The organism is Lysobacter antibioticus, from assembly GCF_000731095.1.
Taxonomy (GTDB): Bacteria; Pseudomonadota; Gammaproteobacteria; order Xanthomonadales; family Xanthomonadaceae; genus Lysobacter; species Lysobacter antibioticus_B.
Window position 1 is genome coordinate 15,616 of the sequence record NZ_JMTZ01000015.1, and the last position, 15,927, is coordinate 31,542.

At 66.2% G+C, this 15,927-nt stretch carries 10 protein-coding genes; 5 read left to right on the top strand and 5 right to left on the bottom strand.

Annotation, left to right across the window (positions count from 1 at the left end):
- Nucleotides 1-49: 49 nt before the first annotated feature.
- The 3 genes from EX88_RS0106550 to EX88_RS0106560 form a co-directional block, all read right to left on the bottom strand.
- A complete protein-coding gene (locus tag EX88_RS0106550) occupies nucleotides 50-2,176 on the bottom strand; it encodes a hypothetical protein (protein WP_031371204.1) in 2,127 nt (708 codons plus the stop codon).
- A gap of 317 nt (nucleotides 2,177-2,493) precedes the next feature.
- The gene (locus EX88_RS0106555; protein ID WP_144436486.1) at nucleotides 2,494-2,700 is read right to left on the bottom strand and encodes a hypothetical protein; all 207 of its coding nucleotides are present in this window, start codon (nucleotides 2,698-2,700) and stop codon (nucleotides 2,494-2,496) included.
- An 86-nt stretch (nucleotides 2,701-2,786) separates the two neighbouring features.
- Nucleotides 2,787-3,995 (bottom strand): OmpA family protein, encoded by a 1,209-nt coding sequence (locus tag EX88_RS0106560; RefSeq protein WP_051884631.1) that lies wholly within the window; start codon nucleotides 3,993-3,995, stop codon nucleotides 2,787-2,789.
- A 223-nt stretch (nucleotides 3,996-4,218) separates the two neighbouring features.
- On the opposite strand from EX88_RS0106560, the gene EX88_RS0106565 reads away from it, so the two are divergent.
- Nucleotides 4,219-5,286 (top strand): DUF5694 domain-containing protein, encoded by a 1,068-nt coding sequence (locus tag EX88_RS0106565; RefSeq protein ID WP_051884633.1) that lies wholly within the window; start codon nucleotides 4,219-4,221, stop codon nucleotides 5,284-5,286.
- A gap of 152 nt (nucleotides 5,287-5,438) precedes the next feature.
- Here the strand turns inward: EX88_RS0106565 and EX88_RS0106570 are convergent, their stop codons facing one another.
- Nucleotides 5,439-7,082: a hypothetical protein gene (locus EX88_RS0106570; protein WP_031371208.1), complete on the bottom strand. Its 1,644-nt coding sequence runs from the start codon at nucleotides 7,080-7,082 to the stop codon at nucleotides 5,439-5,441.
- 250 nt (nucleotides 7,083-7,332) lie between these two features.
- Nucleotides 7,333-8,397: a type 1 glutamine amidotransferase domain-containing protein gene (locus EX88_RS0106575; RefSeq protein ID WP_051884640.1), complete on the bottom strand. Its 1,065-nt coding sequence runs from the start codon at nucleotides 8,395-8,397 to the stop codon at nucleotides 7,333-7,335.
- Nucleotides 8,398-8,578: 181 nt separating this feature from the next.
- On the opposite strand from EX88_RS0106575, the gene EX88_RS0106580 reads away from it, so the two are divergent.
- The 4 genes from EX88_RS0106580 to EX88_RS0106595 all read left to right on the top strand — a co-directional run bounded on the left by EX88_RS0106580 (nucleotide 8,579) and on the right by EX88_RS0106595 (nucleotide 15,922).
- Nucleotides 8,579-8,941 (top strand): gamma-glutamylcyclotransferase family protein, encoded by a 363-nt coding sequence (locus EX88_RS0106580; RefSeq protein WP_036148223.1) that lies wholly within the window; start codon nucleotides 8,579-8,581, stop codon nucleotides 8,939-8,941.
- A gap of 108 nt (nucleotides 8,942-9,049) precedes the next feature.
- Nucleotides 9,050-9,841 carry an aldolase gene (locus EX88_RS0106585; protein WP_031371211.1) on the top strand — a complete coding sequence of 264 codons (792 nt, stop codon included), beginning with the start codon at nucleotides 9,050-9,052 and terminating at the stop codon, nucleotides 9,839-9,841.
- A gap of 1,216 nt (nucleotides 9,842-11,057) precedes the next feature.
- The gene (pabB, locus tag EX88_RS0106590) at nucleotides 11,058-13,199 is read left to right on the top strand and encodes an aminodeoxychorismate synthase component I (RefSeq protein WP_152566132.1); all 2,142 of its coding nucleotides are present in this window, start codon (nucleotides 11,058-11,060) and stop codon (nucleotides 13,197-13,199) included.
- A gap of 2 nt (nucleotides 13,200-13,201) precedes the next feature.
- Nucleotides 13,202-15,922 carry an AMP-binding protein gene (locus tag EX88_RS0106595; protein ID WP_031371213.1) on the top strand — a complete coding sequence of 907 codons (2,721 nt, stop codon included), beginning with the start codon at nucleotides 13,202-13,204 and terminating at the stop codon, nucleotides 15,920-15,922.
- Nucleotides 15,923-15,927 lie beyond the last annotated feature (5 nt).

Consider the following 15,927-nt stretch of genomic DNA (forward strand, 5'->3'; position numbering starts at 1 on the left):
ATCGGCCGACGGTCGGCAAAGCCGACCATCGGCGGGTCGGGAACACCGATCAGTTCATTCCCTTCGAGAACTCATCGTTGACTCCTTCGCCCGCCGTCGATTTGAACTGACCCATGATGTAGTTGAGCAGAGTCTGTCGCTCGCCGTATGTCCAGTCCGGCACGATCTCGGCGATCTTTCGCTCGACGTACTCATGCACCACCTTGACCGCCAAATCAAGCACTTTCTTGGCGTCGATCTGCTCGCCGTTGGCCATGCTCTGCACGAAATCCGCCAAGTCCTTGGACAACGGGGTAGTCACCGGAGATACAGCGGCGTCGACGAACGGCGCGATCAGCGGCGGAAGAGCCATCAGCAAGTAGCCCATGACGATGGTCTTCAATGCATCGGCCATCGCGTCTCGCCGCCCCTGCTCATCGATATCGGCACGGGCAATTCCGCCCAATAGCAGGGAGAACAATGCGAAATCGACCTGTAAGCGCCCCTGTAGGGCCAGTTGATCGCGGGACTTCAACATGTCCGGCGTCATGGTCGCCAAGCCGCCTTGTTGGAACAGACGCGTCGTCTCCTTGAGCAGGCTGTCGAGAGCCAGCGGGTCGGAACTCAGCGCAGCCACGAAGTTGGTCATCTGGCCGGGCGACACAGAGCCGTCCAGTCTGAGAGCATCGGCGGGCAGCGATGGGATCGGATGGGTGCCGGCATACCTCTGCGCCTGCTGGTTCGCAGCCCACGGCAAGTAGTGCTTGAACTGCTCGGCCATGGCCCGCGCCAGCAGCGGGTGGCTGTTGATCTGGTCGCGGAAACCGGCGTCTTTTTCGTCGTCTTTTCGCCCATTGGGATGCGCGCGCCAATCCTTGTCGTCGCAATCCTTGATCAAGGCCGTCCAGGCTTTCTGTTGGGTGGCGGCATCGCCCTGGCCCGGGGTCAGCGCCACGTTCAGGGCGAGCGCGAGGTCCTGCTCGTAGTGGGTGCCGCGGTCCGGCGCGAACAGGCCGGCGCCGAACAGCAGGTCTTTCGATTTCGGATCGGCCAGCAGTTCCTGCATCAGTCGGGGATGCTGATCCATGCCGACCATGAGTTGCTGAATCGCGAAGTTTCCGGCCGGGGTATAGCCCGGGCCGTCGAGGAGCATCTGCATCGCATCGCGCATCATCCCTTCGGTCTGCGGCGCGGAGCGCAGGAACAGCGCCAGCTCGGCCGGGCCGCACTCGAACAAGGCCTTCTTGGTATCGGCCGGCAACGCACCGGCGCGGTCGGCCGTCGCCACTACTTGCGCGAGCGGGCCGAAGTAGTCCTTGAGGAAGTCGAAGTTACCGGGCGTGATGTTCGGGTTGGCGCTGTCGATCCGGTAGAAACCGTCGACGAGACTCTTCAAGTCGGCGGCGCCCACGCCCTTCAGCGCCGCCTCGGCGTAAGCCGGGTCGGCGGCGTTGGCACGCAAATCGTCCAGCGCTCCCTGTAGAACTCGGCGCTTCAAATCGTAATCGGAAGTCCCCGGCTCGGCCGCCTCGAACTCGCGCCAGGCACGCGCGACCGCTTCGCCGTCGCGCTTGCCCAGTTCCCGCTTCCAGCCGAGCACTTCGTCGTTGCCGGCCAGGCTCTTCTGCGCCTCCGGCGACAACTTGGGCGTCTCGCTGCGCAGGTAGTCCAGCGCCTTGCGCGGGTCGCCCATCGCACGCGCCGTATCCAGGGTCGAGTTCACCTCGAAGTCGAGCCGGACCTCGGCGAGTATCGTCTCGACGTCCCGCTTCATCTGCGGATCGTCGCCGTAACGCGCAGCCATCGCCTTGCCGTGACTGTCGATGGTGCTCTCGTCGTAGACCGCGCCGGTCGGCCGCGCCTCGAATTCGCGCTGATAACCGGCCTTGATCTCTGCCTCGACCGCCTGTTTGAGCCCGGTCCGGGCCTGCTTTACCGATTGCTCGTAGCCGGCGCGCATCTCCAGCAGGACGGGATCGTTCCTGACCTCCTGGCTGCTGAAAGTACGATTGAATACATCGAGATTGTCTTGCGCCTGATGATAGCCGCGACCGGCGAGGTCGACTGCGGTCGGCGACGATGCCTGCGCGGGCGCGGGCGCGTCTCCCGGAACCGAAGGCACTCGATTCGGCACGGTCTCGGGTTCGCTCTGCGGCGGAATCGCCAGGCGGTTGGGGCGTATGCCGTCGGGATACATGGGGGAGGCCTCGTCGAGTGGGTGTGGCTCGATTCCAGTCCTTCCCGATACTTCCGGCACCTAGGGAACACCCTGAAAGAGGTTCCTTTTCAGCACGTATTTCGATGGTGCCAAACCGAAGCGCAAGACAAAGCCATCATTGCGGTTCTGCACGCATAACCATGCCGCCCCGAAAGCGTGTATTCGGATGTCCACGGCTCAATCCCGGCGGACCGATAAGCGGCGCCATTGCCCGGACGCTTCTGCGATCGACCCGGCCCAAACCAATGCGGAGGGCCGAGGCCCTCCGCAGCGCAACGCGAAGCAGGTGCGAGGGTTTACTCGTCGCCTTCTTCTTCCTCGTCTTCGTCCTCTTCTTCCTCGTCGTCTTCGTAGGGCAGCCCCATCGAATACGCGAAGCGCGGCTCGCCGTCCGCGCGATGTCCGGTGGCGATCGCGAGAATCACCCAGCCGTCCTGCAGACGCTGGTTGACGTCCGACAACTCGTCGGTCTGCACCACTTCTCCGATCGTCTCAAAGTCCACTGTCTAGCTCCGCTGGAAGAAGCGCGAAGGATACGACAGGTCGGCAGCACTGATAAGAACGCGCCCGACCATGCTTACCGACAGCCTCAGCTGCGCACGAAGATCTCGACCCGGCGGTTGAGCTGACGGCCGCCTGGATTGTCCTGGCCGCCGATTTCGTTGGGCGCCACCGGCAAGGATTCGCCATAGCCCCTGGCCGAGGCGTCGGCGGCGGCGCCGCGCTGCCGCAAGGCCTCGACCACGGCATCGGCACGACGCGCCGACAGGGATTGGTTGTAATCGTCGCTGCCCTTGGCATCGGTATGGCCGCCGATCTCCATGCCGTCGGACTCGATGTCCTTGAGCGCGCCCGCAAGCGCATCGAGCACCTTGGCCGCGTCGGCGCGGATATCGGATTTGTCGAAGTCGAACAAAACCCGGTCGTTGAGGGTGACCAGATAACCGCAAGGTGCGCCCGGCGGGGCGAACTTCTTGATCGGCGGGAAGCGCCCGGCCGGCGGCACCTTAGCCAGCGGTTCCATCTTGATGGTGCGCGCCGGCGTGCCGACCTGGCCGGTGCCGTCGCCGTTGTTGCGGATCAATCCCTGCGGACCGTTCCACGTGCCCGAACCGTCCTTGTCGATCGTGACCAGGCCCAGGGGCCCGTTCCAGGTACCGCTGCCGTCGCCGTTGTTGCGGATCAGGCTGCCTTCGCCATTCCAGGTGCCGGCGCCCTTGGCATCCAGGGTGATCATGCCCGCCGGCCCGTTGTAGCTGCCGGAACCGTCGGCCTCGACGCGGACGATGGCATCGTCTTCGCCGTCCTCGCCGCCGTTGATGCTGCCGCTGCCGTCGCGGTTGACCACGACCAGCCCGCCTTCGAAGTTGGCGCTGCCGCTGCCGTCGGCGGCGATACGGAAGATGCCGGCATCGCCGTTGCGGCTCAGATTGCCCTGCGCGTCGACGCTGGTGATGCCGGCGTCGCGCACCAGACCGCCGCCGGCGTCGCAGCGGGCCGGGCTCACGCTGATCCCGGCGATCGGGTCGAGAATCTCCTGCATCGACGATTCCAATGCCCGCTGTGCCGGCGTCACGCCGACGATCTCCGGCACCACGATCACCGGAATCGCCGGGAACGCATCGGCGGCCGCACGATCGGCGCGGGCCTCGTCATCGGTTTCGCTGTCGGTTGCCGGGGCGGCGGTCGTCGCTGCTCGATCCGGCGTTGTCGCGGCCGCGACGTCCGCGGCCCGATCCTGGCCGCAGGCGGCGGCCAGCGCGCATGCGAGCGCCAATGCCCATCCTGAAATACGCATCGCATCCTTCCTTGATGTAACCGAGGCGCATAGATACACGAGCGTCCGTGACAGTGGCAAGCGAAGGCGGCCACCGACGCGGGCCGGGAGGGGCTGCAGCCATCGCCTTCGGCCCACCGCGTCTCGCACGCAAGCTCACGCCGATCCGCTCCCTGGTACCTCCCACGGCGCCTGAGTACCATGCCGGCTCGTCGTCCCGACTGTCGTCACCAGGAGTAAGACCTTGCAAAAGTCATTTGCTGTCTGTGGTTTGTTGATCGGCCTGTTCGGTTGCGGCGATGCCTTCGCGCAAGTCGACCTGTCCACGCTCGACCGGCGCATGGCTGGACCGTCCACGCAGGTGCTGGTATTGGGCTCGGTGCATCTCAGCGGCCTGCCGAAGGACTTCAAACACGACTCTCTGGCGCCGGTGATCGATCGTCTGGCCGCGTTCAAGCCCGACGTCATCACCATCGAGGCGATTTCGGGCGAGCAATGCGATCTGGCCGCGCGCCATCCGGCGATCTACGGTGCGGAAGGGCTGGCGCCGTACTGCCGCAAGACCGACGCGGCGAAGGCCGCGACCGGGCTGGACGCGCCGGCGGCGATCGCCGAAGCGCACAAGATACTGAAGGACTGGCCGGCGGCGCCCTCGCCCGCACAGCGCCGCCGTCTCGCCGCGGTGTTCATGGCCGCCAACGACAAGGCCTCGGCCCTGGTGCAATGGCTGCAACTGCCGCAGGCCGAGCGCCACAGCGGCGAAGGCCTCGACGATGTCCTGGTCGCGTCGCTCGAAAAGGCGATGCTGCACAACGACGAAAGCCTGCTGATCGGCGCACGCCTGGCCGCGCGCCTGGGCCTGCAGCGCCTGTATGCGGCCGACGACCATACCGGCGACAACGTCGCTATCGCCGATGAGGCCGCGTACGGAAAGGCGGTCCAGACCGCCTGGGAAGCGGCTGCCGCACCGATGGGCCAGATTCTCGAACGCGAAGAAGCCTTGATCAAGAGCGGCGACATGCTGGCGCTGTACCGCTACGCCAACCGCCCGGACGTCTTGCGCACCGTCGTCGACGGCGATTTCGGCTCCGCCTTGCGCGACACTTCGCCCGAGCACTACGGCCAGTTGTATGTGGCCGGCTGGGAAACCCGCAACCTGCGCATGGTCGCCAACATCCGCGCCGCGTTCCGCGAACGCCCCGGCGCGCGCGTGCTGTCGATCGTCGGCCGCACCCACAAGCCCTGGTTCGACGACCTGCTGGGACAGATGCAGGGCGTGGAGATCGTCGATGCGGGCCAGGTACTGAAGTAAGGGCCTGAAGTAAGCGCCTTGAGTAAGCCGCCGACCTGAGCGCGGCGAACGGCGCGGACGACGAGCCGGGCGCGAGCCCGGCCCGTCGACGACGCCGCATAGCGATAGCTGCGCAATGGCCGCGACCCAATCGGGTCGCGGCCGTCCACGCCTCACTGCGTGATCGCGCGCCGGGTCTGCTCGTTGCCGGCCTGGACCTGCGTTTCCGCCGGCGCCACCTGCGCGACGGTCGGCGCCCGCTCCAGGCCTTGGGTCGGAGTGAACTTCTCCGCCCGGCTGATATCGACCGGGCCGGACACCATCAACTGCGGGTACTGGTACAACTTGATCGCCGCCAATGCCGCCTTGTCCTGGCGGTGCGAGCAATCTTCCGCGGTTTCCATCTGCCCGTCCGTCTTCGGGCGCGGCCCTGCGGTGATGTCGTTGACCAGATGACTGAATCGTTCCAGCTTGTCCTTCGCTTGCTCCAGCCTTTTTTCTCTCGCCGCCTCGCCCTCCTGGCTCGTTCCCGACGAAGTCGGGTCTTTGCTCGAGTTCGCCAAGACGTCTTGATACAAACCATAGTAGGTCTTGTACAAGCCGACATGGACATTCATGGTCAACGCCTTCTTCGCGTCTTGGCCGGCGAACAATCGGCTGGAGGTTTCGTACTCGTCGACCTCCGTGCCGAAATGACGTTTCGCCTTGCCCGCCGACGGTTCGGCGCCGCCGTAGGTGGCGAATCCGTCGGCGCCCTCCATGCGCTTTCTCGCATCCGCTGCGGTCGTGCCGCCGGCGGGATATACCGGGTCGCGCAGCGTCATCACGCTTAGCCGTTCCGGCGCGGTGAAATCGCCCAGCCCGAAGGTGAAGGACTGCGCCTTGGCCGCCATCGCCGAGGACGCCACTTCCGGCGTCTCGCGCAGATAGCGGGTGGCCCCGAGCATCTCGCGCTTCAAGGCATCGTTGGTCTGCGGATAGACATTGAAGAATGCGTAATCGTGCGTCGCCAGATGCTGGGTATTGGTGTCCGAGGTGTGGGTGACCTTGGCCGCGCGACTCGTATCGCCGGTCAGGCCCTTGGCGAAACCCTGGATCGCATGACGGTCGGCGGTGGGCAGGATATGGCTGGCGATATCGCCGTTGGTCGCATGCGTGGCCAGACCGCCGCCGTAACGCTTCCAGACATCCTCCGACGCGGCACCGACCAATTTGTCGTAGGTGGCCAACTTGGGATCGGCGGCGAACAGCTTCTGATACTTGTCGAGTTCGGAGGCGAGCCCTTCCAGGTTCTTCGCGGAAATCGCAGTGAGTTGCTCCTGCGCCCCCAACTTCTTGAACCCCGGTTCACGCGTTGCCGGATGGCCTTTCAGCATCGGGCTGGCGACCAGGGTGGCCGCATCCGTATCCGGGTTGTGCGCGGGCGCGTAGGCCGCGTACAGCTTGGACTCGACCTGGCCGCGCGTCAGCTTGCCATCGGAGTCGCCATCCGGGAAACGAGCGGCCGCGAAGAGGTTCTTGGCCAGCGCCTCGCCGCCGTGCGCCTTGGCTTCGACCATGCCGGACAGCCGCTCGGACAGTTTCGCCAGCTTCGCCTGCCTGGCATCGCGGTCTGCTTCGCTGGCGCCGTCGAGCAGGGCCGCAGGATAGTTCCTGCCTATCTTCAGCTCCTTGTCCCTGTCCGGCAGCAGTTGCTTGAGCAGATCGGGGTCGTTCTTCTTCAAGTAATTATTGATGTCGCTGACGACTTTCTTATCGCCGAAGTAAAACCCACTCGACCCGTCCAACAGAACTTTCAGTTGCGCGCCCGTGCTCACGTGTTCGATCTCCTTTGCGCTGTTCGATTTGCACCGTCATCGGTTCCGGCGCCATACGGTTGGGCTTCGGCGGCGGGCTTCGACAGCAGTCCTATAACAACGCAAGAGCGTAAGCGCAACGGCCATCGCATGTGGACGATGGCGCCGAACGGCGGGAATCCGCAAACTTCATCGCAAACTGCATCACAAACTGCATGGCGAGTCCGGCGCATCGATCATTCGCGACCGCCTGCATCGCGTCAGGCAAGCATCACGGCCGGGCCAGACGCTGGATATGGACGGCATCGCGCCATCGGTACTGCATGGCGGCGACCAGCGCATGCATCAACAGGATCCTGCGATCCGCCTGCGCGCCCTGGGCCTTGGCGCGATCGGCCGCATCTCGGCCGTCCCGGTAATAGACGCTCAACAGTCGTACACCGACTTCTTCGCTGGTGCGCTCGCGCGGCACCGGCGCGTGGCCCAGCGCGGCGACCATCGACTCGGCCACCGACCAGGTCGACCACGGGTTCTGCCCAGTGACGAGACGGCCATCGACGACGGTGTTGTCGAGATAGATCGGACCTTCGACGTAGCGGGCGCCGTGGCCGGCGATGCGCTCCTGCAACAGGAACGGAAACAGACGGCGCGCATCCTTCAGCAGGAACAGTTCTTCGTCGTTGCTGAACCCGGTCATGCGCTTGCCCTCGATCAGGCGTCGGCCGTTGCCGAGACGCACCTCCAACAGCGCGGCGGGTCCGTGACAGACCGCGCCGACGATGCCGCCACGGTCGTACACCGCGCCGACGATGCGCTGTATCTCGCGATGGCCGGGGAAGTCGAACATCGCGCCCTTGCCGCCGACGAAGTACACCGCGGCGTAACGGGACGGGTCGACCTGCGCCAACGGCACGGAGCGATCCAGCTTGGCGATGGCCTGCGCATCGTTGAGAAAGGCGTAGTCGGCGGCGACCAGTTCGTCGTCGAGCCGCATCGGCGGCTTGCCGCCTAGCGGACTGGCGATGTCGACCTCGAATCCGTTCGCGACGAACACGTAATAGGCGCGCGACAACTCGGTCAGTTCGAACCCGGCCTTCTTGCCCGAGGCGCCGATGGCGGCGGTGCTGGTCAGCACGGCCAGGATGCGGCCACGCGATTCGCCGACGCCGGCCCGCATGAAAGCCAGATCGGTCGACCGGCTGGCGGGATCGGCCAGCGCTTGCTCGTCCAGGCGGAAGCCGTCGGCATACCAATAGCCGGCGAGGGCCAGCAGCGACAGCGTGCACAACGTCGCCAACAGTGCGGTCTTCAATTTCTTCCAATAGCCGGTGCGCATCGCCGCCATCTCATGATTGCCGTCGCACGCACCTTAGGCGGCCGATGTGAAACGAACTTCAAACCCCGGCCGCCTCGACGACCTCGGTCGCGACAGGTGCGAACGCCTGAGGCATCGAGGCGGACGCGACCGGCCGGCGCAGGCGTGCGAAGCTTGGCGTTCCCCAAGACCCGACCGAACCATGACCCACCGACTTTTCGTTTATGGAACGCTCGCGCCGGGACGGCCGAACGAGCACGTCCTTGCCGGCATCCCCGGTACGTGGGAGCCGGCCAGCGTCACCGGCACCTTGTTGCAGGAAGGCTGGGGCGCGGCCGTCGGCTATCCCGGCATCGTCCTCGACCCGGACGGCGCCGAGGTCGATGGCCTGCTGTTCGAATCGGAGCGCCTGCCCGAACATTGGGCGCGCCTGGATGCCTTCGAGGGCGAAGGCTACGAGCGCGTGCTGACCGCGGCAAAGCGCAAGGACGGCCGTTCGGTCGACGCCTATATATACAAACTCAGCGCACAGGGCACGCCGCCCGGCCCGTCGGGTGACAGCTGAGGCCGCACTCGGTATGTTCTGCGCCCTGGCATTCGACGGCGCTTGTTCGAACACGCCAGCTCATCTGTCGCACGAAGCGACGCGAACGGCAGCACGCAAAGGAAGCCCATGGCCACCACCCTGCAGTTAGGCAAGGACGAACTGGTCGCGAAAGCGCTGCGCAGCATGCAACACCTGCTGCCGGACAACAGCTGGACCACCCGCCAGAAGCTCGCCCTGACCTGCCGGATCCTGTTCGACGCCGGTCACGACTCCGGCCTGGCCGGCCAGATCACCGCCCGCGCCGAAGTCCCGGGCACCTACTACACCCAGCGGCTCGGTCTGGGCTTCGACGAGATCAGCGAGCGCAACCTGCTGCTGGTCGACGAGGACTTGAACGTGCTCGAAGGCGACGGCATGGCCAACCCGGCCAACCGTTTCCACAGTTGGATCTACCGCGCGCGTCCGGACGTCAACTGCATCATCCATACCCATCCGCTGCACATCGCCGCCCTGTCGATGCTGGAGGTGCCGCTGATGGTCTCGCACATGGACATCTGTCCGTTGTTCGACGACTGCGCCTTCCTCAAGGACTGGCCGGGCATCCCGGTCGGCAACGAAGAAGGCGAGATCATCTCCCAAGCCCTCGGCGACAAGCGCTCGATCCTGCTCGCCCACCACGGCCAGCTCGTCGCCTGCGCCAGCGTGGAAGAAGCCTGCGTGCTAGCCGCGCTGTTCGAGCGCGCCGCCAAGATGCAGTTGCTGGCGATGGCGGCCGGCGAGATCAAGCCGCTGCCGCCGGCGCTGGCACGCGAAGCCCACGACTGGATCTCCACCCCGAAGCGCAGCCAGGTCGCCTTCGCCTACTACGCCCGTCGCGCGCTCAAGCAGCACGGCGACTGTCTCGACGCCGCCGGCTGATCCAGCCTACCGATCCGGCTCCGGCCGATGCCGCACGCGTCGGCCGGAGGACGCATGGCGTCGCTTCGTCCATTGCTCCGTCCATTCGATCGCGTATCCAACACTCGCCACAAGGGCGTGCACGCTGACGGCATAGACCGGCGGTTCGCCGCTTCGCGAGACCCGAGTGACGCGGCTGCCTTACGGCTCGGTCGAAATCGCTGGCGCCGCGCATAGCGGACGCTTCGATCGCGTATCGCCATCGGTGCCGATTCCGAACTTTGGCGTACGGAAACCTGTGCCGAGCCTGCGGTTTTCTCACTGCAGCGGCGATTCGATGCCGACCTCATCACATCGACACCGATAACAAGACGCGATGTCGTCCGCTGCGACGAGGCTTTCTTATATCTGGGCACATGCAACGGACACGTCGGCCCGAACGCACCATGCCCTCGGCTCGCGAACCGCCGGGCGCATCCGGCGTGCGCATCGCAAACATGACCTACGTTATTCATCGTCGATGAATGCAATCACAGATTCGCGATGCAAAAGGCAACCCACATCAAGTTGAAACATCGACGCTTCTATCTATCGAACGCCTGCTGCGAAGCCGGCAACCGATCACTTTCGAACACGCCGCCCTCACGTTTATTCGTGCTCGGCGATCTCCGAACGCGCAAGACGACAGTCACACGCGGGCCTTACGCCGAAAGTCTTATATCGACCTTCGACTAATGAAAATCCGTATTTTTCACGGCTTTCGCACAAGCGATCGATCAGTTATGAAACACGCGAATAGTCCTTTTTTTGCGTAGATTCGTTTCCTCAGTTCGGATCACAAAATTTAGTCAACTGCATCGAACAACGCATGTTGACGTTGTTGCTTTGGATAATCGATAGTGAATCGACATGGAGTGCAACGCACAGGGATAGATCGAAAGTGCTTCTGTAACGCCACCCTTCTCCACGATCTCGCGCATCAATGCGCGAAGCCGACGTCATGCCGCCGATAGCGGCCACCGAAGGCTTCGCCTCTGCGCAGCCGCTGGCTTCAGGGGACAAACGCAGCAGACCTGTCGCCGCATGCGGATGCGGTCCGGGTGAGTTTTTGCCCAAGCTTTCATCGAACCGACCGTTTTCATCGACTCGACAGCGCGTCGCGCCGCCGTGCGCAAGCGCGCATCGACCGACTCTCTACGAACATCCGCCCCAGCCGATCAGCAAGGAGCCAAGCGCAGTGGAAAAGTTGAGAGTGCTTCTGGTCGATAACTACGACAGCTTCACCCACAACATCGCGCACTACCTGGGCGAGGCCAACGGCACGCCGCCCACGGTGGTCGCCAACGATCGCATCGAATGGGCGCAGATCGACGCCGCCGATTACGACGCGATCGTGATTTCCCCGGGCCCGGGCCGCCCGGAACGCGCCGGCGACATGGGTGTGAGCAACGACGTGCTCGCCATGGCCGCCGTGCCGGTGCTCGGCATCTGTCTGGGCCACCAGGCGCTGGTGCATGCCTTCGGCGGCAGCATCGTGCACGCGCCGGAGCCGATGCACGGGCGCCTGAGCGCGGTCGTGCACGACGGCAGCGCGCTGTTCGCCCACATTCCCTCGCCGTTCGACGTCGTGCGCTATCACTCGTTGATGGCGGCCGAGCCTCTGCCGGAAGGGTTGCGCGTGACCGCGCGCACCGCCGACGGCCTGGTGATGGCGCTCGAGCACGTCAGCCGCCCCCTGTGGGGCGTTCAGTTCCATCCCGAGTCGATCCACACCGAATTCGGCCACCAGATCATCGACAACTTCATCGAATTGGCGCGCAGCCACACCTTGCGCAAGCGCAGACGCCGCAGTGGCGACAGCGCCGTCGGCAGCGAGCCGGAGACGGCACGGCCGGCACCGACGCAAGCCTGGCGCATCCAGTCGCGCCGCATCGGCGCCGAAGCCGATCCGCAGTCGGTGTTCCTGGAGTGCTTCGCCGCCAGCGATGCCGCGTTCTGGCTCGACTCCAGCGCGGTGCGTCCGGGCTATTCGCGTTTCAGCTTCATGGGCGACGGCAACGAGCCGGGCGCGCACAGCCTGGTGCATCGGGTCGGCCAGGGCAGCGGCGACGCCGGCGAAGGCGAGCGCTTGTTCGGCCGGATCCGCGACGGCCTGGCGGTCGCGCTGCACGGCGGCGAAACCCTGCCGTTCGATTTCGTCGGCGGCTGGGTCGGCTACTTCGGCTACGAGCTCAAGGCCTTGACCGAAGTCGGCGGCCCGCATCGCTCGCGCCAGCCGGACCTGTTCCTGCGCTTCATCAATCGCTTCCTCGCCTACGATCACCTGGAACGCTGCTGGCATGCGGTCGCCACCGGCCCGGCCGAGCGCGCAAGCGAAGACGCCGCCTGGCTCGAACGCATGGCCGCGCGCCTGGACCAGGTGCCGCCCGCGCCGGCGTTGCGCCACGGCGAGCGCGCAACGCCGGTGGAGTTCCACCTCGAACTCGACCGCGCCGCTTACAGCGAGCGCATCGGCCGCTGTTTCGAGCAGATCGGCGACGGCGAAACCTACGAGGTCTGCCTGACCAATCGCCTGCGCGCACAGGTCGACCTGGACCCGGTCGAGCTGTATCGCCACCTGCGCCAGATCAACCCCGCGCCCTATTCCGCCTTGCTGCGCCACGACGGTTTCGACGTACTGAGTTCTTCGCCCGAGCGCTTCCTGCGCCTGAGCCCGAACGGCGTGGTCGAGATCAAGCCGATCAAGGGCACCCGCCCGCGCTCGGCCCGCGACGAGGACGACCGCGCGGTCCTGGCCGAACTCAAGCACTGCGAGAAGGACCGCGCCGAGAACCTGATGATCGTCGACCTGACCCGCAACGACCTGGCCCGCGTGTGCGAGGTCGGCTCGGTGTGGGTGCCCAAGCTGATGCAGGTCGAGAGCTATGCCTCGGTGCATCAGCTGGTGTCGACGGTGCGCGCACAGCTGCGTGCAGGTTTGGACGTGATCGACCTGCTCCAGGCCACCTTCCCCGGCGGCTCGATGACCGGCGCGCCGAAGCGCCGCACCCTGGAAATCATCGACACCCTCGAAGCCTCGGCGCGCGGCATCTATTCCGGCGCGATCGGCTATCTGTCGCTCAACGGCGCCGCCGACCTGAGCATGGTGATCCGCACCCTGGTCCACCAGGACGGCAGTCTGGAGCTCGGCGTCGGCGGCGCGGTGATCGCGCTGTCGGATGCCGACGGCGAATTCGAGGAACTCCTGGTCAAGGCACGCGCGCCGATGCGTGCGGTAGCGCGCTGCGCCAGCGGCGACGCCGAGGCCTGGCGAATTCCCGGCGAACTCTCGCCGCACACCGACGCACCCGCCGTTCCCGTCGCGCAGCTAGGGACTTAAGCATGCAACGCAGCCATATCGTCACCGGGGCCAATGGCTACCTGGGCTCCCACCTCGTGCTCGAACTGTTGCTCGGCCAGCCCGAAGCGCAGGTCGTCTGCATCGCCCGCAGCGATGGCGGCGACGCGCGGCAGCGGGTCGTCACCGCCGTGCGCCTGGCCGCGCAGACCTGCGGCCAGGCCTTGCAGGCCGAAGCACTGGCGCGCCTGCAGGTGGTGAGCGGCAATCCCTTACGGCCCGAGGCCGGTCTCGCCGAGCGCATCGCCCAGGCCGTCGCCGGCCGCGGCGACGCCACCTTCTGGCACGTCGCCGCGACCGTGCGCTTCACCGAATCCGAAGCCGGCGAGCTCGAACGCATCAACACCCAGGGCGCGACCCACGCGCTGGAACTGGCGATCGCCGCAGGCTGCTCGGACTACAACTACGTCAGCACCGCCTACGTCTGCGGCGACCGCAGCGGCGAGATCGCAGAACAGCTCGAGCCGCAGGCGCCGGCCAACTTCTCCAACCCCTATGAGCGCAGCAAGTTCGAAGCCGAGCGCCGCATCGTCGCGCGCGCCGAGGCCGCCGGCCTGGCCTGGCGGATCCTGCGCCCGAGCATCATCGTCGGCCATTCGCGCACCTGGCTCAGCGCCAGCGACAGCGGCCTCTACAAGTTCTGCGAACTGCTGGAAGAGTTCTGGTCGTCGCAGCGCGGCGCGGCGGCGGCGCGCAGCCTGCGCTTCGCCGCACCGGAGAACGCGCACCTCAACCTGGTGCCGGTCGACGTGTGCGTGGCCGAAATGCTCGCCATCGACGCCAATACGGATAGCCGCAAGGGCATCTATCACCTGGTCTCGGCCAGCACGGTGCCGACCGCCGACTTCCTGTCCAGCGTCGCCGCGGCCACCGGCATCCCGCTGACGATGGCGAGCGCCCAGGAGCTGGCCGAACAACCGCTGTCGCGGCGCGAAGTCGAATTCGCGCGCCGTGTCGCCCATTACCGCCCTTACCTGTACGGCGACAAGCGCTTCGAGCGTGCCGCCAGCGTGCGCGCGTGCGGCAGCGACCTGCAAACCGAGCGCCGCATCGATCGCCAGGCAGTGCTGTCGTGGCTGCAGGCCTTCCTCAAGCGCAGCCGGGTGCATAGCGACGCTTCGCCGGAAGCGCGGCTGTTCACCCAGCAGCGTGCGTTACCGGCGCACTTCAACGTCACCGAGCATCTGCTGCAGGGCGCGGCGCGCGCCTACCCGGACAAGATCGCCATCCGCCACGAAGGCGGCGAGATCCGCTACGCCGAACTCGCCGAGCGCATCGCCGCCTGCGCACGGCGTTTGTCGGCGGCCGGCGTGCATTACCAACAACGGGTCGCGCTGATCTCGCACGACGGCATCGAGCATGTCGCTGCCTTGCTCGCGGTGATGCATCTCGGCGCGGTCTGCACGCTGATCAACCCGCTGCTGCCGGCGCGCGACATCGCCGCTTTGCTGGAACAGGCCGAGGTGAGCCTGGTGGTCGCCGACGTCACGGCCCGCCAGCGCCTGAACGAGATCGATGCCGGCGCGCCGCTGCTGCCGCTGGAAGCGGTCTGCGCCGCACCGAGCGGCCGCGAGCGCGAGCCGCTGTTGGCCTCGCCGACCGGGCCGCTGGACCATGCCTTCGCGGTATTCACTTCCGGCTCGGTCGGCCAGCCCAAGCTGATCGAGCACCGGCACCTGGATCCGATCGTCGCCACCGAGCGCTATGCCGCCCACCTGCTCGATCTGCGCGTCAGCGACGTGCTGTTCTCGGCCTCGCGCACCAGCTTCGCCTTCGGCCTGCAGAACCTGCTGATCGCCCTGCTCAAGGGCGCGACCGCGGTGATCGCACCGCAGAAGATCTCGGCCGCGGTGGTCGCCGAGCTGATCGTCGCCGCGCGCCCGACCGTCATGTTCGCGGTGCCTACCGTCTATCAGTACCTGCTCGACGACGAGGCGCTGTCGAACCGGATCGAGGGCCGCAACAGCCTGCGCCTGTGCATCGCCGCCGGCGAACGCCTGCCGCAGGCGGTGGCGACGCGCTGGTTGCAGCGCCACGGCATCCGCCTGCTCGACAGTCTCGGCTCCACCGAAGCCTTCTCGACCTACCTCAGCAATGTCGCCGACGGCGACTACCAGGGCTCGACCGGCAAGCTCGTGCCCGGCTTCGATGCGGTGCTGCGCCACCACGACGGCCGTCCCTGCCGCAAGGGCGAACGCGGGGTGATGTGGCTGCGCGGGCCGTCGCTGTCGGTATCGCGCCAGGACCGCAACGCCGGCAGCCGATTCCACGGCGGTTGGTACTGCACCAACGACGTGTTCTGGCGCGACGGCGACGGCTACTTCCACTTCTGCGGCCGCCACGACGAGATGTTCAAGGTCGCCGGGCAATGGGTGTCGCCGCTCGACCTGGAGGAAGTGCTGCTGAGCCATCCGCTGGTGCGCGAGGCGGCGATCACCTCCAGCGCCGACGGCGTCGCCACCGAGGACTCCAGCACCCTGCGCACCAAGGCCTGGGTGGTGTCCGACCAGGCCTCGCCGGACCTCGCCGAAGAATTGCGCACCCTGTGCAAGACCCGCCTGGATGCGCGGCGCTATCCGCACCTGGTCGAGTTCGTCGATGCGCTGCCGCGCACCAGCACCGGAAAGCTGCAGCGCGCTCCGCTGCGCAGACGCGCCGAGGAACAGTCGGCCGCCGCGCATGCCGCCGAAACCATCCCCGCCTGAGGTAG